This window comes from Aureimonas sp. ME7, assembly GCF_903970965.1.
Classification (GTDB): Bacteria; Pseudomonadota; Alphaproteobacteria; order Rhizobiales; family Rhizobiaceae; genus Aureimonas.
In genome coordinates this window covers 1-17,551 of the sequence record NZ_CAJCKW010000026.1, presented here as the reverse complement: position 1 = coordinate 17,551, position 17,551 = coordinate 1, and the positions used below count along the sequence as shown (strand labels likewise).

Annotated in this window: 14 protein-coding genes, 1 tRNA gene and 1 pseudogene; 10 read left to right on the top strand and 6 right to left on the bottom strand. The window is 64.2% G+C overall.

The window, feature by feature from the left end; translation table 11 throughout:
* The first annotated feature begins 136 nt into the window (after window positions 1–136).
* The 5 genes from H7A85_RS20150 (at window position 137) to H7A85_RS20130 (ending at window position 4,596) form a co-directional block, all read left to right on the top strand.
* Window positions 137–1,711: a phage tail length tape measure family protein gene (locus H7A85_RS20150; protein ID WP_182422329.1), complete on the top strand. Its 1,575-nt coding sequence runs from the start codon at window positions 137–139 to the stop codon at window positions 1,709–1,711.
* Window positions 1,708–2,484 carry a hypothetical protein gene (locus tag H7A85_RS20145; RefSeq protein ID WP_182422328.1) on the top strand — a complete coding sequence of 259 codons (777 nt, stop codon included), beginning with the start codon at window positions 1,708–1,710 and terminating at the stop codon, window positions 2,482–2,484. The genes H7A85_RS20150 and H7A85_RS20145 overlap by 4 nt, the downstream gene beginning before the upstream one ends.
* Window positions 2,484–3,185: a hypothetical protein gene (locus tag H7A85_RS20140; protein WP_182422327.1), complete on the top strand. Its 702-nt coding sequence runs from the start codon at window positions 2,484–2,486 to the stop codon at window positions 3,183–3,185. The genes H7A85_RS20145 and H7A85_RS20140 overlap by 1 nt, the downstream gene beginning before the upstream one ends.
* A complete protein-coding gene (locus H7A85_RS20135; RefSeq protein WP_182422326.1) occupies window positions 3,182–3,805 on the top strand; it encodes a hypothetical protein in 624 nt (207 codons plus the stop codon). The genes H7A85_RS20140 and H7A85_RS20135 overlap by 4 nt, the downstream gene beginning before the upstream one ends.
* Before the next feature lie 251 nt (window positions 3,806–4,056).
* Window positions 4,057–4,596, top strand: a complete 540-nt coding sequence (locus H7A85_RS20130) for a hypothetical protein (RefSeq protein WP_182422325.1) — start codon at window positions 4,057–4,059, stop codon at window positions 4,594–4,596.
* Window positions 4,597–4,909: 313 nt separating this feature from the next.
* Here the strand turns inward: H7A85_RS20130 and H7A85_RS20125 are convergent, their stop codons facing one another.
* The 5 genes from H7A85_RS20125 to H7A85_RS20105 form a co-directional block, all read right to left on the bottom strand.
* Window positions 4,910–5,551: a hypothetical protein gene (locus H7A85_RS20125; protein ID WP_182422324.1), complete on the bottom strand. Its 642-nt coding sequence runs from the start codon at window positions 5,549–5,551 to the stop codon at window positions 4,910–4,912.
* 10 nt (window positions 5,552–5,561) lie between these two features.
* Complete coding sequence (locus tag H7A85_RS20120) at window positions 5,562–6,083, bottom strand: hypothetical protein (protein ID WP_182422323.1); 522 nt, start codon at window positions 6,081–6,083, stop codon at window positions 5,562–5,564.
* Complete coding sequence (locus tag H7A85_RS20115; protein WP_182422322.1) at window positions 6,080–6,934, bottom strand: hypothetical protein; 855 nt, start codon at window positions 6,932–6,934, stop codon at window positions 6,080–6,082. The genes H7A85_RS20120 and H7A85_RS20115 overlap by 4 nt, the downstream gene beginning before the upstream one ends.
* A gap of 430 nt (window positions 6,935–7,364) precedes the next feature.
* Window positions 7,365–7,441 (bottom strand) — tRNA-Met (locus tag H7A85_RS20110).
* 198 nt (window positions 7,442–7,639) lie between these two features.
* Complete coding sequence (locus H7A85_RS20105; RefSeq protein WP_182422321.1) at window positions 7,640–9,307, bottom strand: AMP-binding protein; 1,668 nt, start codon at window positions 9,305–9,307, stop codon at window positions 7,640–7,642.
* 196 nt (window positions 9,308–9,503) lie between these two features.
* On the opposite strand from H7A85_RS20105, the gene H7A85_RS20100 reads away from it, so the two are divergent.
* The 4 genes from H7A85_RS20100 (at window position 9,504) to H7A85_RS20085 (ending at window position 14,249) form a co-directional block, all read left to right on the top strand.
* A complete protein-coding gene (locus tag H7A85_RS20100; RefSeq protein ID WP_182422320.1) occupies window positions 9,504–10,694 on the top strand; it encodes a M20 family metallopeptidase in 1,191 nt (396 codons plus the stop codon).
* A 66-nt stretch (window positions 10,695–10,760) separates the two neighbouring features.
* Window positions 10,761–11,288 (top strand): gamma carbonic anhydrase family protein, encoded by a 528-nt coding sequence (locus H7A85_RS20095; protein WP_182422319.1) that lies wholly within the window; start codon window positions 10,761–10,763, stop codon window positions 11,286–11,288.
* Between the two features lie 3 nt (window positions 11,289–11,291).
* On the top strand, window positions 11,292–13,154 hold the full coding sequence (gene recQ / locus H7A85_RS20090; RefSeq protein WP_182422318.1) for a DNA helicase RecQ: 1,863 nt from the start codon (window positions 11,292–11,294) through the stop codon (window positions 13,152–13,154).
* A gap of 174 nt (window positions 13,155–13,328) precedes the next feature.
* The gene (locus tag H7A85_RS20085; protein WP_182422317.1) at window positions 13,329–14,249 is read left to right on the top strand and encodes a DMT family transporter; all 921 of its coding nucleotides are present in this window, start codon (window positions 13,329–13,331) and stop codon (window positions 14,247–14,249) included.
* Window positions 14,250–14,633: 384 nt separating this feature from the next.
* On the opposite strand, the gene H7A85_RS20080 is transcribed toward H7A85_RS20085, so the two are convergent.
* A complete protein-coding gene (locus H7A85_RS20080; RefSeq protein WP_244631302.1) occupies window positions 14,634–16,826 on the bottom strand; it encodes a TonB-dependent siderophore receptor in 2,193 nt (730 codons plus the stop codon).
* A gap of 96 nt (window positions 16,827–16,922) precedes the next feature.
* Between H7A85_RS20080 and H7A85_RS20075 the strand changes: the two are divergent.
* A pseudogene (locus tag H7A85_RS20075) lies at window positions 16,923–17,551 on the top strand (hypothetical protein); the annotation flags it as partial.

The following is a 17,551-nucleotide window of genomic DNA, read 5'->3' as shown; positions in this document are numbered from 1 at the left end:
ACACGTCCACCTGCCGAAGTTTGGCGACGATCTCTTCCGGCTTGTGCTTCTTCTGTCCCATTCTCGTGTCCTCCATCAGCTCGAAAGCCTACTTCAGGGAGGACCACTTTTCAGGGGGCAGACCAAGATGGCCTCGATGACGAGGGCCATGACGGCCGAACTCAAGCCGTTCTCCGCCGAGCTGCGTAAGTCGCAGACGGAAAGCCTCAAAGCGGCCGAGGCGATGACGAAGCTCGCCCAGTCCGAACTCAAGCGGGCCGAGAACCTTCGTCGCGCCTACGATGATACCTATGCGAACGCGCAGCGATACCTGAAGGTCGAAGAGGCCGTCGCCCATCAGATGGAGTTGCGAAACCTGTCGACCGAGCAGGGCAACGTGATCCTGGCCGGTGCAGCCAAGCGATACGATCAGATGGGCAAGCATGCCCAGGCTGCGAACCAGAACGTCAAGCTGACCGGCGGTCAGATCCAAAACCTGTCGTATCAGTTGAATGATACGGCAACGATGCTCCTAATGGGCGCAAGCCCGTTCCAGATCCTCGCCTCACAGGGCGGTCAGGTGGTGCAGGCGCTTGGCGACGGTCCCCAGGGCGTGCGCGGATCTTTGACGGCGATCGGCTCCAGCATCGCCAGCTTCGCCCGTTCCATTCCGGTAGCGGGTTATGCCGTGGCAGGCGCGACGGCTGCCGTCGGCGCGCTCTGGTACGCGACGAGCGGCCCCGGCGCACGTGAAGCTGAGGAAACCATCAAAGACTTCGAGGACGGCATCAAGCGCATTGAGACCGGGTGGAAGGCTGCTGCCGACGCGGCACGCGAGTACGCCAAGGCGCCGGGCCGACAGGAAACTGACATCAATGCCACGTTCCTCGAGGTGCAGGGCTCGATCGGCCGGTTGACGAAGGATTTGCGCGCGCAGATCGATGATCTGAATACGTCGGACCTTCTATCCGGCAAGATCCTGCGCCCCTTCTCCGGATCCGTGTCGGATGCGCGCCGTGAGATCACGACGCTCTACACCGACCTTCGACAAGGCGAAATCAGCGCGCAGCAGTTCGCCGACGAGATGCTTCGCATCCGGCTTGATCCGAACGCGGACGACTATGCGCGCAACTTCGCCGAGGAAATCCGCCGGTCGCTCGGACCGGTCATGGAGCTTGAACGCCAGGTCCAGGCTCTGAACCAGGCTGCCTCGCAGCTCGCCGCTCCCAAGGGCACCATGGGCCGGCATGATCTGCCCGACGACGTCTTCCACGATCGTTTCGGATCGACGATCGGCGGTGACGGTCGGTTCGGCGACAGCGCCGGGATGGACGCCATCCGCGACGCTTTGCGTTCGCAGCGTGACGAGATGTCCAAGCGCGCGACGGACAATTGGAAGGCGGAGCACGAGCTCGCGATGCGCGCCATCACGGCGCGAACTGCCGCTGAGAAGGCAGAGATCGAAGCCCAGCGCACCCGCCTGTCCCTGATGGATCAGAACCTTTCGGCCTCGGAACTCGACGCCCGAGCGGAAGCTGCTCGTGCGCTCTCGCTGGCAGAGTCGTCGGAAGCCTACCGTCAGACCCAGGCCGACGCTGCACAGAACATGCAGGACCGGATCGATCAGATGCGCATGGAAGCCTCGCTCTATGGCGAAAGCGAGGGCGCTGCCGCCTGTCTGCCCGCCGAAATGATGACCGTGGACGCAGCACGAAAGGAAGCGAACAAGTGAGCGCTCTCAATATCTGTATCAAGCCCGATCGCTGCATCGTCCTTCAAGACGCAGCAGCCTACGATCCGGAAGGCCGGGTAACGCAGTTCATGGATAAAGGACAGATAGTCCGCCAAAACGGGCTTTTCGTTGCCGCTACCGGCTTGACCGTCACGGCTGTTGCCTTCGCGCAGTTCGCGGAGCGCTTCGTAGGAATAGATCATCTCGCAAGCTGCGGCGAGGCCATTATCGACGAATGGTACGACCAGTATGTTACTATCCTGTTCAGCAGCGAGCTGAAGGATCACTTAGGGGTCCTTGTCGCCTTCGTAGGCTGGTCGGAAGAGCATGATCGACCGATGTGCGTCGTTTACACAGCCGGCATCGAAGGAAGAGCGTTCGCAGTAGATGTCGGCACGCTGACCCACCCGCAGCTGGAGGGCGCCTTTCGAAGCGAATGGATGGCGGGATCGTCCGTATATCTCAACATCGACACCTTCGATGCCGTCCGAGACGGGCGTCGTTTAATGGAGCTACAGCGCGCTCAACCAGCCAGGCATCGTCCAGACCGAAGCGGGCAGTTCCTCATCGGCGGCCATGTCAAGCTGACCGAAGTCTTCCGCGATCGGATCGAGCAGCGCGTACTGCACGAATGGACGGAGGACGTCGTCGGAGAGCGCATTCGGCCAGCGCCGCGACTTGATCCCGTCTCGCATCCCAACGTGGCAGCACTGACGGCGAACCGTGCCGAGCGCCGTCGGATCGAGAAACTTCAGCGCCGAGGAGCCGCCTGATGCGCAACGATCTGGAAGACCTCATGAGCGGCTCCGCGTCGCCTAACGTTATCTCGCTCGTCAGTCGTCCAGGCTGGACAGGTCCGGTTCTGGCTGCTCACTCCTCAGCGTCAGGGCTTGGATCTGGCCTCGCGAAACGCACGAGGCGCGACTTGCGGTCGATCGAGGGGTCGGTTGCCGCAGTCAAAGCTCAGCAGGGCGAGATCACGCGTGCGGCAGAGGCCCTCGTCGCCGAGATGCGTGAGCGTGGCAAGCGGTTCGGCCTGCAGGTGTTCGGCGACCGGCTGAAGGAGCTGCAGGATGCGGCGACCGCATCGCCCGAGATCTTGGGCGACCTCCCCGCGGTGCTGCATCACTTCCAGGTCGGCGCGGCCACGATCGTCGCAGTCCATATCGAAGCGTCCGCGGGACGCGGCTCGACCGCGCCGGCGTTCGCACATATGCAGGCTGCTCGAGCTGTCTACGGTGAGCACGTCCTCCGGTTCGCCTTCGACATCCTAGCCAAGCTGGCAGGCGACCTGGGCCTCGCCGCGGTGCCGGCCGAGTGGGCGGACGATGTGAGCGACGCGATCCTGGCGTTTGTCTTCCCGGGCGACGGAGACGCGCCGAAGGATGATGCGTGGCGCCAGGCCTTCACGGTGCGCTTCGATGCGATCCGAGACCAGGCACGAGAGTGCCGGGCGGTCAGCGGGCGATCATGAGCGATCCCTTCACGCGCGAGCTCGCCCTTCTCGTCGACGAGATGAAGAGTCCGGCGGTCCGGTCCCGGATGCTGGCGTCGTTCGCGCGTGAGGAGATCGCCGTCACGAAGTCGAAGAACGAGGCGGCAGCCGGTCGGACCATCGGAAAGCCAAAGATCGCGGTCGACGGTCGCCAGGGCGCGCCGCTCGGCAGCGTGAAGCCGGACGGGACGATCGTCGCCGAGTTCAACACCGAAAGCGGCGCGGTCCGGTGGATCCTGCGGCAGCTCGAGCTCGAGTCGCCGCGGCTGACAGGCGCCTACCAGGCGAGCCACTCCGTCTACGCCGACGGACGGCTTATCCAGCTCGATGCCGGCGGCGACATTCCGGATGCGGTCGAGTTCGTGATCGCCTCAGACGTGCCCTATGCGATCAAGCTCGACCCGAAAGACGGCCTGCCGGCGCGTTCGAAGCAGGCACCCAAGGGCGTGTATCAGGCGATCGCCGCGGTCGCTGGCACTCGCTTCGATGGCGAGGCCGACATCTTCTTCACTTGGCGGGACGTGCCGATGGCTAAGGGCGGGACGCACCGGAACCCGGCGATCGTTGTGCGGCCCAATGGTCGGTCGGGCGAAGTCTGACCTTTTCCCCAAGCGTGGGGAAAAGGGGGTGGTGAAACGCCAACCCATCGCAGGAGGGGTCTGCTCAGATCTGAGCAGACCCCAGACCTGGGGGCTGGATGGGTGTCCCCCGATCGGAGGAGACCCTGAGGGGGTAACGATCTGTGATCCCCTTGCGCGTAAGCGGAGCCCCTGAATGGGCGGAATGGTTGGACTTGTTTGGAGGGCCGCGATGGAGCATCTAGGATCGCTAGGAAGGGTGGCCCGACGGCATGTCTCTAGCAGTGAACATGATGGACGTTGAGGAGGCGAAGCCCATCCTGCGCCAGCAGCTTGGCAACGTCATCGACGCCCTGCGTTCTTTCGGTGATCACGGGCCAGTTCTGCGGGCGATCGAAGAGCGCGACGAGGACGTTCGCACGCGGTTTGAGAAAGAGGCGGCTGCCCGCGCTGTCAACATCGACACTATGATCGGGGTACTGCTGCCTCTGGGCCGGGATACCGAAGCGGCAGAGATAGTCGATCAACAGCTCGAGTTGTTCGACCACGAGTTACGGGTCAGACGCCGGATCATCGATCTCACCCTCGAAATGATCGAGGGGCTGATGGAGGACGTGCGCGTTCCGGGTCTGACAGAGGGCGTTCTGAGGACTGCTTTAATGTCCGTCGTGAAGCAGCCTATCCGCGAGTACGACGAGCACTTGCGGCAGCGAGACCGGCTTCTCGTTCTGGCCGCGGAGATCGACCCAGCTGCTACCGGGGGACCGACGTTCGACAACGCAGACGACTTTCTGCGGTCGTTGCGCGCGTAATGGTTCGAGCTAGGAGAACCCCACGCTTTGATCGTGCGTATGGAAAGCTGACCGAGGATCAGAAGCTCGCCGTCGACGCGGCGATAGCGAACTTTTTCCGAGACGTAAGACACCCCGGGCTTCATTTTGAGAAGCTGAGTGGATCCGACTATCGGACGATCAGGGCAGGCCTCGGCATCAGGATCGTCCTCCTCGGAACGGGAGGGGACTTTGATTTCGTTGACGTCGCCAAGCACGACTACGTCGACAAGCGGTATGGGTGAAACCAGCGCCGGTAGCTGGGGACTCTAGACGCCGATCGGAATAGAATAGCCTATGCGGCCCAACGACTTAGGTCTACCGTCTCCTTAAATTCTTCAACGGTCATCAGATTAGGTTGGACGAGCTTCGTCAGATTTTCTCCGGCTTTGTTAGCCTTCGATTTCTTAATCTGACTTCGCATGTTCACCATAAGGTCACTATGGTTCGGTCGCTTTTCCAGACCTGTTGCATACACACCGAAAGCGCGATGGGTATACACTTCCGTCTTCCCGCCTTCCTTTACTTCAATTTTGTGCTGTACGGATTTGGCCGTTGCCACAGGGATTAGCACAACCCCATACAACTTTTTCTTGGTTCCATCCGCCGAAATAGGTTTTTGCGTGATCAGCTCATTAAGGGCAGCTTCGTACTCAACCATCGTTGCTCGCTCCTTACGGAGTGATGAAGCTCCAACGGTTGAGGCATCGTTGAAAAACGATGAATTGAGCCGCTTCTTGCCGTCCTCTTCGACGATGTGAAACGGGTCCACAACGAAGCGAACCAACGTCTCAACATCGGCAACAGGCACTTCGGTTTCCCTAGAAACCTGCCTTAGCTCGCAGACGAAGTCTGGAGCAGACTGATCAATAAGAGATACTCTTTCTTGATTATCTGGGGCACTTTCAAAAATAGATACGCAGTCTACTTCTGACATGCACTAGGACTCAGCCCATTTCAGCCGTAGAAAGCCTATCAGCAATAGCGGCAGGCAATGTTTTCTTATCAAAGCCTTCGACGTCGTCATCCCACTCATCGTCACCAATATCAATATTGGTTGCGATAGTGCCGTCCGGCAGAAACTCAAACTGCGTATTAACTTCATCTTTACGGAAGTTAAGAACAGCGTTCCCATCGAAATACTGGACGTATGCTTTTGCATTGCCGACCAGGTGTCTAACTAAATCGAAAAATGCCTCAGCAGCATCGAAGGACTCCGGCACCGCGCCCTCAAAGCGCGAATATCGACGCAGCTCTGCAAGGGTATGGGGGATTGTTCCAACACGAGCAGAAGCAAGCGAGGTCACTACGGCCTCACGGCGGCCCGACGCCATTGAAATGCGTGCCTCGCGATCGATCGGGCGGACTCTGATCGTGCGAGCAGCGCCCTTGCTGGAAGCCGTGTTCAAACCAAAACCCGACGCATACCCAAACCCGTCAAAATTGGCAGCGTTTCGGTACATAATCATCCCTGCAGACTGATTCGGTTCACAGCTTCCTCCGTGATAATGCGCGACAGGAGGTCTTTCAACTCTAGGTGTTGACTATCTAGCGTAGCTAAGACGTCGTCCAACTGGAAGGAGGCCACTTCCTCCGAAGCCTCGGCAACCGGGGGCAAGCCATCCTGCATCATCGTGTGGATCAAGACCGACCGCTTGACCTGTCCATCCCGCCCAGGGAAGTCTGCACAATCTACACGAGCAGACGTCAAGCGCGGGGCTCCGTTGGGTAGGTTACGGTAGAAACCGCAATGAGAATTCCAGGCATACTCGTCACGCACCGCGGCGCGCGATATGAAATCCCCATCCGCTCGAAGTAGGGAGGCTACAGAATGATCCTCGTCATCCTTATGATCGAAGCGATCCCAATACTCGCACCGAACTGCAGCGGCAGGGATGTTTGAACTATAGGCATCCCATATGCCTCTGACGAACTTCTCAGCACGCGAAATAAACGAGTTCCACCGAACGTAAGACCCGGTTTGAATAATCAGACAATCTTTCGCGGCTACAAACCTGTCTATTATTTGATCGTCATCACCAATCTGAGTGAAAGAGAGTCCTGCTATCTCAGCAACAGCCGGCGCCGGCGCATTTACACTGATGCTTACCCTAGATTGATCAAACGTTAGGTTCATTCCGTAGAACGGCTGAGGCTTCCCCAAGCCGACATCTTTTGCCGTTTGTAGGATGGCGCTTCGCGCGTTTTGCCACGCGGTGTCATCGAGCTGGTTGGAAAACTGCACGGTGATGCTGGCCATCACGATCGCGTGGGATTCGTTGAATGGCTCGAACCCGCCCAACTTCCGATCACCCGCCATTGCTGTCGCTTCCCATCTGCTGCTCGACCCCTTGGGCATCACCTGCGCATTGCGGCATTTAACGCGAGATTAAGATCAGGCGATGATGGCCGCCCGGGGATAATTCGACGCTAGGTCCACGCAAGGTCATCGTTTGCCCCCTCATTCCGGCTGCTGGCAAGCAGGAACTTTCCAGGGGCGGTCAGCCTGCGCTCACAGCTGGACACCAGGCTACTCCTGGCTGTCGGTCCCCTAGCGACCCCACAGCAGTCGCGTCTGGCATGTGCCAACCATGTGACGTGGACGTACCGTCACTCAGCGTGAGTCATGGTAACCCTACGGGTAACCCATTGTAATCTAACGAACCTATCGTGACCCAGCGTAAGCAGCCGTAAGCACATGAAAAAGCCCGCCGGATCGAGCCTAAGTGACTGATCCGACGGGCGAATTCTGGTTGCGGGGGCAAGATTTGAACTTGCGACCTTCAGGTTATGAGCCTGACGAGCTACCGGGCTGCTCCACCCCGCGCCATGTCCGATGCGGCTGGCCGCGTTCGGTGAGGTCGATATATGCGAGGGCCGCCGGTTTGAAAAGAGGTTTTCTGCGGTTCTTGACGAAAAGACGACAGCGCTCTCGCGAAAGGGGTCGCAAGCCGGGCATGACCGAAGGCTTCGAGCTTAGCCGAGCGGGGCGGCGATGCAAGGCCCCGGCCGGAGCCGCAGCCCCTCAATCGCGCAAAGCCCGCCGCAGCACCTTGCCGACGCCGGTCTTGGGCAGCTCGTCGCGAAACTCGATGTCGCGCGGGCGCTTGTAGCCGGTGAGGTTCTCGCGGCACCAGGCCTTCACCGCCTCGGCGTCGAGCGCGGGGTCGCTCCTTACCACGAAGAGCTTCACCGCCTCGCCCCCGCCGCCCTCGTCGGGCACGCCGATCGCGGCCGCTTCCGTGACGCCCGGCATGCGCGTCACCACGTCCTCCACCTCGTTGGGATAGACGTTGAAGCCCGACACGTTGATCATGTCCTTCTTGCGATCGACGATGCGGACCGAGCCGCGCTCGTCCATCACGCCGATGTCGCCGCTCTTGAAGTAGCCGTCCGCGGTGAAGGCCGCGGCCGTCTCGGCCGGCCGCTGCCAATAGCCCTGCATCACCTGGGGCCCTCGGATCGCGACCTCCCCGCGTTCGCCGAGCGGCACCTCGCGCCCCTCGTCGTCGACGATGCGGATCTCGGTTCCCGGCACGGGAAAGCCGATCGTGCCGGAATACTGGCGCGAGGCGACCGGGTTGCAGGAGGCGACGGGCGAGGTTTCCGACAGGCCGTAGCCCTCGCAGATCGGACAGCCCGTGACCTTCAGCCAGAGTTCGGCCGTGGCGCGCTGCACCGCCATGCCGCCGCCGACCGACAGGCGCAGGTTCCGCCAGTCGACGCTTCCCGCCTCCTCGTGGCGCGCGATGGCGCCGAACAGCGTGTTGACCGCCGGAAACAAGTGGAACGGGCCGCTTTTCAGCGCCTTGATCACGGCCGGAATGTCGCGCGGGTTGGGGATCAGGAGGTTGCAGCCGCCGGTATGAAGCGACAGCATCATGTTCACGGTGAAACCGAAGATGTGGTAGAGCGGCAGCGCGCAGATCGTCACCGGCTGCTCGCCGGAAGGGATCTGGCGCACCACCGGCTCGTGCCAGAGTTCGGCCTGGATCGTGTTGGCGACGATGTTGCCGTTGGTCAAGACCGCGCCCTTGGCGGTGCCCGTGGTGCCGCCGGTATATTGCAGGACGGCCGGGTCGTCCTTCGTGCGTGGCACCGGCCGGAACGGATGGCTCCGGCCCATCGCCGCCCGCCAGCGCACCGAGCCGGGCAAGTGAAACGCGGGAACCGCCTTCTTCACGTGGCGCAACACGAAGTTGACGACGAACCCCTTCAACGCCGGCAGCATGTCGCCGACGCCGGTGACGATCACGTGGTCGAGGGCCGGCAGGGCGGCGCGGCACGCCTCCAGCGTCTTGCCCATGTTTTCCAGGATCACAATGGCGCGCGCGCCCGAATCCTTCAGCTGGTGCTCGAGCTCGCGAGGGGTGTAGAGCGGGTTGGTGTTGACGACGACGAGCCCGGCCCGCACCGCGCCCGCCACCGCCACCGGATACTGGAAGACGTTCGGCATCATCAGCGCGATCCGGTCGCCTGGCTGGAGCCCGAGAGACTGGAGATAGCCGGCGAAGCGCTGCGACAGCCGGTCGAGCTCGGCGTAGCTCATCGAGGCGCCCATGAAGCGGAAGGCGGGACGCGCGGCATGGGCGCGGAACGCCGCCTCCAGAAGGTCGGCGAGGCTCGCATAGGGCAGATCGCCGATCTCGGCAGGCACGCCTTCCGGATAATGCGCGAGCCAGGGCTTCGTCATCTCGTGTGTTCCTCCCGTTCCTACCGAAGGCGACGGTAGCCCAGCTCCGGGCGGAGCGAAACTCCCTTGCCTTACGTGAACGTCAATCTTGCGGGAGGGCCGGTCGGGCTTGCGGGCCGAGACGCGAGGTCGCACAACCATCCTTTGGAGACCCGGTGGAGACAAACGCCCCCTTGCCGGAAACAGGACCGAAGCGATGATCGCCAACCATCTCGGACCCGAGATCGAAGCCCGCGCCGATGCGATCGAGGACACCCTCGTCGCGATCCGGCGCGATCTGCACGCCCATCCCGAACTCGCCTTCGAGGAGGTGCGAACCGCAGGGGTCGTAGCGGACCGCCTCCAGGCGCTCGGCATTCCCCATCGCCGGGAGGTCGGGCGCACCGGCGTTCTGGCTGAGATCGAGACCGGGCGTCCCGGCCCGACGCTTCTCCTGCGCGCCGACATGGACGCGCTGCCGATCCAGGAGCAGACCGGCCTGCCCTTTGCTTCCCTCCTGCCCGGCAAGATGCATGCCTGCGGCCATGATCTGCACACCGCGACGCTGCTCGGCGTCGCCGAGGTGCTTCATGGACTGGGCGACCGGCTGAACGGCACGATCCGGCTGATGTTCCAGCCGGCGGAGGAGGTGTCGGATTCGGGCGCGCTCGCGATGATGGGGGACGGGGCGCTGGAGGGCGTCGACATGGCGCTCGGCTTCCACAACTACCCGGGCGAGCCGGTCGGCTCGTTTTCCTATGTGCCGGGCGTTGCCGGGGGCTCGTCGGACGAGTTCACGATCACCGTCTCGGGGCGCTCCGGCCATGCCGCGCGCCCGCATCTGGCCGCCGACCCGGTGGTCGGCGCAGCGACGCTCGTCCTCCAGCTCCAGACCGTCGTGTCGCGCGAGACGGACCCAATTCATCCGGTCGTCCTCACCATCGGGGTGATCGAGGGCGGGCTTGCCGCCAACATCATCCCCGACGCCGTGCGCCTGCGCGGCACGGTGCGCACGCACCGCGAGAGCGATCGCGCCATCATGGAGGCGGCGATCCGGCGGCACTGCGAGGGCGTTTCGACGAGCCTTCGCCTCCACTGCCGCATGGACTGGGAGCGCGGCACGCCGCCGCTCCGCAGCGACGCGCGGGTCATGGAGCCGACGATGCGCGCCATCGCCGCCCATTTCGGGCGGGATGCGGTGATCGAGGCGTCCCCCTCGTTCGGGGCGGAGGATTTCGCGCTGATCGGTGAGAAGGTGCCGGCCTTCCAGCTCGGGATCGGCTCGCAGACGCCCGGCCGCCAGGACGAGCTCCACAATTCCGACTACCAGCCGGACGAGCGCTCGATCCGCAACGGCGTCGTCGCGCTGTCGATCGCCGCTTGCGAACTTCTGTCGCCATCGGTCTGAAAAGGGTCGCAAGCCCGGCGGCCTCCCCTTATCTTGGGGCCGCCTGGCCCTGCCGAAATGGATCTCATGCCGCTCTACGCTCTCGACGACCTCGCTCCCGCCGTGCCCGCGCCCGATCGATTCTTCGTGGCGCCCGGCGCGCACGTGATCGGCGACGTTTCGCTGGGAGAAGATGTCGGCGTGTGGTTCGGCGCGGTGATCCGGGGGGACGTGGCACCGATCCGTGTCGGTGCGCTCACCAACGTGCAGGAGGGGGCGGTGCTCCATGCCGACCCCGGCTTTCCGCTCCTGATCGGCGAAGGCTGCACGATCGGCCACGGGGCGATCGTGCATGGCTGCACGCTGGGCGACAACACGCTGGTCGGCATGGGCGCGACGATCCTCAACGGCGCGCGCATCGGGCGCAACTGCCTCGTCGGCGCCGGCGCGCTGGTGACGGAGGGCAAGGAGTTTCCGGACGGGTCGCTGATCCTCGGCTCGCCGGCCAAGCTCGCCCGCGCGCTGGACGAGGCGGCGATCGAGGCCCTTCGGCAATCGGCGAGGCGCTATGTCGCCAACGCGCGGCGCTTTGCGGCCGGCCTGCGGCCTTTCTGACCCATGAGCCTGTCCGCAGAGCGGGGCGCGCCCGCGACCGACGTCCTGTTTCCCGGTGGCCTGCCCTCGCCGGCGGAAGCCTTGACGCGCGTCTTCGGCCACAAGGACTTTCGCGGCCGGCAGCGCGAGGTGATCGAACACGTGGTGGCGGGTGGCGACGCCGTGGTGCTGTTTCCGACCGGCGCCGGCAAGTCCATGTGCTACCAGATCCCGGCGCTGTGCCGGGCGGGCACGGCGATCGTCGTCTCGCCCTTGATCGCGCTCATGCGCGACCAGGTGCAGGCGCTGCGCGAAGCGGGCGTTCGCGCCGCCGCGCTCAACTCCGCCCTGTCGGAGGAGGAGCGCCAGGACGTACGCCGCGAGCTGATGGCCGGGCGGCTCGACCTTCTCTACGTGACGCCGGAGCGCATCGTGACGCCGGGTTTTGCGGGCGTCCTGTCGCGCGTCCAAATTGCGCTCTTCGCCATCGACGAGGCTCATTGCGTCAGCGCCTGGGGTCACGACTTCCGGCCCGAATACCGGGCGCTGGAGGGCTTGGCCGACGAATATCCGAACGTGCCGCGCATCGCGCTGACCGCCACCGCCGACCCGGCGACGCAGCGCGACATCGCCGAGCGGCTGCGCCTCGTGGATGCGCCGGTCTTTTCCACGAGCTTCGACCGGCCCAACATCCGCTACGCGATCGTGGAACGCGACGAGCCCAAGCGCCAGCTCCTGACCTTTCTGAAGGATCATCGCGGCTCGAGCGGCATCGTCTACTGCCTGTCGCGCCGCAAGGTGGAGGAAACCGCCGAGTGGCTGAACGGGCAAGGGGTACGCGCCCTGCCCTACCATGCCGGCATGGACGCCAGGGTGAAGGACGCCCATCAGGACGCGTTCCTGAAGGAGGAGGGCGTCTGCCTCGTGGCGACCGTCGCCTTCGGCATGGGCATCGACAAGCCGGACGTGCGCTTCGTCGCCCATCTCGACCTGCCCTCGTCCGTCGAGGCCTACTACCAGGAAACGGGACGCGCCGGGCGCGACGGGCAGCCCGCCGAGGTCTGGATGGCCTACGGCATGCAGGACGTCGTCCAGCGCCGGCGGATGATCGACGAGGGCGGGGCGGAGGACGCGATCAAGCGCGTCGAGCGCGCCAAGCTCGATGCGCTGCTCGGCATCTGCGAAACGGCCTCGTGCCGGCGCGCGGCGATCCTGTCGCATTTCGGCGAAACCCATCCCGGCCGCTGCGGCAACTGCGACACCTGCTTGTCGCCCGTGGAAACCTTCGACGGCAGCGAGGAGGCGATCAAGCTCATGGCCGCCGTCTACCGGACGGGCGAGCGCTTCGGCCTCGGCCATGTGATCGAGGTGCTGACGGGCAAGGAAAGCGACAAGGTTCGCCAGTTCGGCCACCACCAGATGCCGGTGTTCGGGGTCGGCAAGGGCACCGAGGCCCGCGCCTGGCAGTCGATCGCGCGCCAGCTCGTCGCCATGGGCCTCCTGTCGGTCGACCATGCGGCCTATGGCGCGCTGGTGCTGACGGCGGAAGCGCGGCCCGTGTTCCGGGGCGAGCGCAAGGTGGTCCTGCGCCGCGACCGCCGTCGCAAGGCGACGCGGCTGGAGCGCACCGGCCACGCCACCGAAACGCTGGATGCGGAAGCGGCCGCCGTATTCGGGGCGCTGCGCGGCGAGCGGGCCGCGATCGCGCGCGAAAAGGGCGTCCCGGCCTATGTCGTGTTTTCGGACGCCACGCTGCGCGCCATGGCCGAGCGCTGCCCGAGCGACGAGCGCGAGTTCCTGGCGCTTCCCGGTGTCGGCGAGGCCAAGCTCGAAGCCTACGGCGCGATCTTCCTCTCCGCCATCCGTCGCGCCACGGGGGGCGGGTGAGCGGCGCCCGGGCATTGCGAGCGAACAAAATTCGCCTGCCTTAGATTTGCCCTTCTCAAGGTCTGGTCGCCCACGCTAAAGCCGCAAGCGGCGGACGCCCGGCGCATCGCGGCATCGCCGCTCGGCATGCGGCCCGGAGACGGCCCGCTCCGCTCGAGGCGAAAGGCCAGTCCCGTGACGTCCCGCAATCCGCTTCTCAGCGGCATTCTCCTGACCGTCCTGTCCGGCGTCGTGTTCGCCACGCAGGACACGATCGGCAAGCACCTGTCCACGATCATTCCGGTGATGCAGGTCGTATGGGGCCGCTACGTCGTCCAGACCATCCTGATGTCGATCTATCTCGGATCGACCGGCGGCACCCGGTTCCTGCGCACCAGCCACCCCTGGCTGCAGATCGCACGCGGCCTCCTGCTTCTGGCCTGCACCATCCTGATGTACGAGGCGCTCGTTTATGTGCCGCTGGCGGATGCGACGGCGGTGTTCTTCTTCTCGCCGATCGTGGTCACCCTCCTGTCGGTGGCGTTTCTCGGCGAGCGAGTCGGCTTCCACCGCATCGCGGCGATGGGGGCGGGGTTCGCCGGCATGCTCCTGATCCTGCGCCCGGGGTTTTCGAGCTTCCATCCCGCGCTGCTCCTGGTTCTCCTGGCCGCCATCCTCAATCCGGTCTACCTCATCCTGACGCGGCATCTGGCAGGCCGCGAGGACGCCGCCTCCACCCAGTTCAACACGACGGCGGCGGGCGCGGTCGTGATGTCGCTCCTGGTGATCCCCGTCTGGCAGATGCCGGACGCTTCGACGCTCGCCCTGATGCTGTGCATCGGCACAGCAGGCACGGTCGGCCACTTCCTTCTGGTGGTGGCCTTCTCGCACGGCTCGGCCTCGCTGCTCTCGCCCTTCCTCTACAGTCAGGTGCTAACGGCGGCGGCGGCCAGCGTCCTTCTGTTCGGCGATCCCCTGAAGGCGACGACGGCGGCGGGAACCGCCGTCCTGGTGGGCAGCGGGCTCTACATCTGGTGGCGCGAAAACAGAGGACGCCGAAAATCGCTCGCACGGCCTTCGCCCGTCGAAGCGGCCGAGCTGCATCCTCACGACTAGAGCGCTTTCCCGACCGGGCCGAACGGCCGTCATCGTCCTGCGGACGCTTGGCTCGCGGCGGGGCGCTTTCGCCCGGCGGCCGCCTGGCTCGTCGGTCACGAGGCGGACGGCATCGCTCCCCCCTTGCGCCTTGCCACGAGGCGAAATCCCTTGCCTGTCGACCGTCCGACCCTGTCGCCAAGCGCTGCAGGCAGGGTTGCCCCGCCCCCGAACGTGTCGAACCGCCCGTGCGGAACGGTGGAGAGGAGGCCGGCGCCGCTCCGGGACGGGAGGCTGGAAGCCGAAAAACCCGGACACCGCCTGAACGGTGCCCGGGTTCCGGGATGATCGTTTGGTCCGGAACGGAACTCGTTCCGTGAAGCTCGGATTACTCCCTTCCCAACCCTACCAGTTCATATGGGCCTTCACCACGAACTCGCGGCCCTGCCCGTAGGAACAGGTCAGCGCGCCCTGGCAACCCGTCACGTAGCGCTTGTCGAACAGGTTGTTGACGTTGAGCGACACGCCGCGATCGTCCCGCTCGTAGCGGATGGCGGCATCCATCACGAGTGCGTCCGGCACGGTGAGCGTGTTCTGGTTGTCGGCATAGGATTCGCCGACATAGCGAAGGCCGGCGCCTGCCGACAGACCATCCAGCGAGCCGCCGATCACCGTGTAGTCGGCCCAGGCCGAAGCCGTGATCTCGGGGATCAGGAAGGGCTGGTTGCCGATCAGCGCCGTGTCGATGTCGTCGGTGATCTCGAGATCGAGGGCGGTGAAGGCGCCGGTCACCTTCCAGTTGTCGGTGATGTCGGCCTTGGCTTCGAGTTCCACACCGCGCGAGCGCACCTCGCCCACCGGTACGGGCAGGAAGGTCAGCGGGTCGGTCTGCACGACGTTGCGCCGCGTCAGGTCGAACACGGAGGCTGTGAACGTGCCGGGGAAGAAGGTCGGGCTGTACTTGACGCCCGCCTCGTACTGCTCGCCCGTCTGGTTCTCGACCGGGCGCCCGTCCAGCGCGCTGCCGATCTGCGGGTTGAAGAAGGTCGCGACCGAAACATAGGGCACGAGACCGTTTTCGAACTCGTAGGCGAGACCCGCGCGGCCCGACAGCGCTCCCTCGTTGCCGTCGTAGTCGGCATCGGCAGCGAGGCGATCGTCGCGGTCCACCCAGGCGCGGTCATAGCGCCCGTTCAGCGTCAGGATGAAGCCGTCCCCGAACTTCGCCTGTTCCTGGGCGTAGAACCCGAGCTGGTTGAGCGTGATCGTCTCGTCGATATAGGGCGAGAAGAGCGCCGGCAGGGGCACGCCGTAGACCGGGCGGATCGGGTCGAGCGGCGAGGCGCTACCCGAGGCCTGGACCTGATCGATCCGGTAGTACTTGTAGTCGATGCCCGTCAGCAGCGTGTGATCGACGCCGCCGGTGGCGAATTCGAACGTCGCGCTGTTGTCGGTGGTCAGCGTGTCGGCATGCGTGTCGTGGGCGAAGTTCAGGCGGCCGAGGATGGAGTTCGCGTCCACGGGCGCCGACAAGAAGCCCGTCTGCGTCGCCGGGTCGTAGAAGCCGTAGGTGTAGGGCCCGTATTCCTCGCGCTCGGTGCGTCCGTATCGCGTCTTGGAGCGAAGCGTGACGCCGTCGCGCGCCTCCGTCTCGAACTCGTATCCGACCAGCGCCTGTCGGCTCATGAACCGGTCCACGTCCGGCTCGCCGTAGAACAGGCTGCGCGGAATGCGGCCGAACGGGGCGTCCACCACCGTTCCCTCGTAGGGGAAGAAGCCGTTGGTGTGCCGCAGGTTGTCGTATTGGAAGAAGCCGTAGAGGTCGAGCCGGGTGGTGGCGTCGGGTTCAAAGGCCACCATCGGCGCGATCATGCCGCGGAAGTTGTCGGCATAGTCGGTCTGCGTTTCGCCGCCCTTGATCTTGCCGAGGACGCGCACGCTCCACGGGCTGTCCGGGCCGCCCACCTTGTCGCCCATGTCGAAGGCGAAGGCGCCGTTGGGGTCGTCCGTCAGCGAGCCTTCGATGTAGCGCAGGCGCTCGCCCGTCGGGCGCTTGGACACTTCGTTGATGATGCCGCCGGGATTGCTGCCGCCGTAGAGGACGGAGGCGGGCCCGCGCAGCACCTCGACGCGCTCCAGAAGGAACGGGTCGATGGAATAGCCCGCGAACGCGTACTGGTAGAGGTTCAAACCGTCGAGATAGACGCCGGTCTGGGTCGCGTCGAAGCCGCGGATATAGAACCAGTCGGTGTCGGAATCGTAGCCGAAGGGCTGGGTGAAAACGCCCGCCGTGTAACGCAGGGCTTCGTCAACCTTCTGAGCGCCGCGATCCTCGAACTCCTCGCGCCCGATGACGGACACGGACTGCGGCAGTTCCGCGATCGGCGTTGCGGTCTTCGACCCGGTCGTGGTGGCACGGGCGACATAGCCGTCCACCGCTCCGGTGCCGGCGGCCTCCGACGCCGAGATGCCCGAAGCTCCGTCACCCTCCACCACCACGGTGTCGAGTTCGACCGCCGGGGTCGTCTGCGCCTGAGCGGCTGAAACGATCAGCACGCCGATCGCGGTGGACAGCATGAGGGAAGAACGATGGCGCACGATTTGATCCCTATCGCAGGTTGTCGCCATCTGCATCCCAGGGAAAACGTGATTGAACAAGTCAGGAAATAAACGTGCCCGAATTCACCGAGGCAAATGTGGCATTCCAGCGACAAAACGTCTGTTCGCCTTCCTTCCTCCTTAAAAGCGGAACCGATCTCCTACCCGCCTCTTGATGCGGGAGAGATGATCGAGAATGGAATGCCGATGTCGTTCAGAGTTCCCCGCATGGGTTTCCCGGTGAAGGTCATGGGAAAGGAGGGTTTGAAGAGCAACGACGCCCGGCGCGCGGCCAACAAGCCGCATCTCAAGGTGTCGCTGGAATATGTCGACGAAATCCTCGACTATCTGCACAAGAACGATGTCCGCATGTACCGCATGTCGTCGGATCTGGCGCCTTACGCCACGCATCCGGACATGCCGGAATTCCACGGCATGGTTCGCGAAAGTCAGTCCGAGCTGGCGGCGCTGGGTGCCAAGGCGAAGCGTCTCGACATCCGCCTTTCCTTCCACCCGTCGCAGTTCATCGTGCTCAACAGTCCGGACGAAGCGCTCGTCAGGAAAAGCGTTTGGGACTTGGAAAGCCAGGCGGAGATGCTTGACCTTATGTCTCTGGACGCGTCTGCCGTCCTCGTCATTCACGTTGGCGGCGTTTACGGGGATGTAGGTTTATCGCGGGAGCGGTGGGTTCGGGTGTGGGAGGGGTTACCGGAGCGGGTACGGTC

Coding starts and splice junctions, on each gene's coding strand:
- H7A85_RS20150 (WP_182422329.1), top strand. CDS start 137: ATGACGAGGGCCATGACGGCCGAACTCAAGCCGTTCTCCGCCGAGCTG.
- H7A85_RS20105 (WP_182422321.1), bottom strand. CDS start 9,307: ATGACGAAGCCCTGGCTCGCGCATTATCCGGAAGGCGTGCCTGCCGAG.
- H7A85_RS20115 (WP_182422322.1), bottom strand. CDS start 6,934: ATGGCGGGTGATCGGAAGTTGGGCGGGTTCGAGCCATTCAACGAATCC.
- H7A85_RS20120 (WP_182422323.1), bottom strand. CDS start 6,083: ATGATTATGTACCGAAACGCTGCCAATTTTGACGGGTTTGGGTATGCG.
- H7A85_RS20100 (WP_182422320.1), top strand. CDS start 9,504: ATGATCGCCAACCATCTCGGACCCGAGATCGAAGCCCGCGCCGATGCG.
- H7A85_RS20125 (WP_182422324.1), bottom strand. CDS start 5,551: ATGTCAGAAGTAGACTGCGTATCTATTTTTGAAAGTGCCCCAGATAAT.
- H7A85_RS20095 (WP_182422319.1), top strand. CDS start 10,761: ATGCCGCTCTACGCTCTCGACGACCTCGCTCCCGCCGTGCCCGCGCCC.
- H7A85_RS20130 (WP_182422325.1), top strand. CDS start 4,057: ATGTCTCTAGCAGTGAACATGATGGACGTTGAGGAGGCGAAGCCCATC.
- H7A85_RS20140 (WP_182422327.1), top strand. CDS start 2,484: ATGCGCAACGATCTGGAAGACCTCATGAGCGGCTCCGCGTCGCCTAAC.
- H7A85_RS20135 (WP_182422326.1), top strand. CDS start 3,182: ATGAGCGATCCCTTCACGCGCGAGCTCGCCCTTCTCGTCGACGAGATG.
- recQ (WP_182422318.1), top strand. CDS start 11,292: ATGAGCCTGTCCGCAGAGCGGGGCGCGCCCGCGACCGACGTCCTGTTT.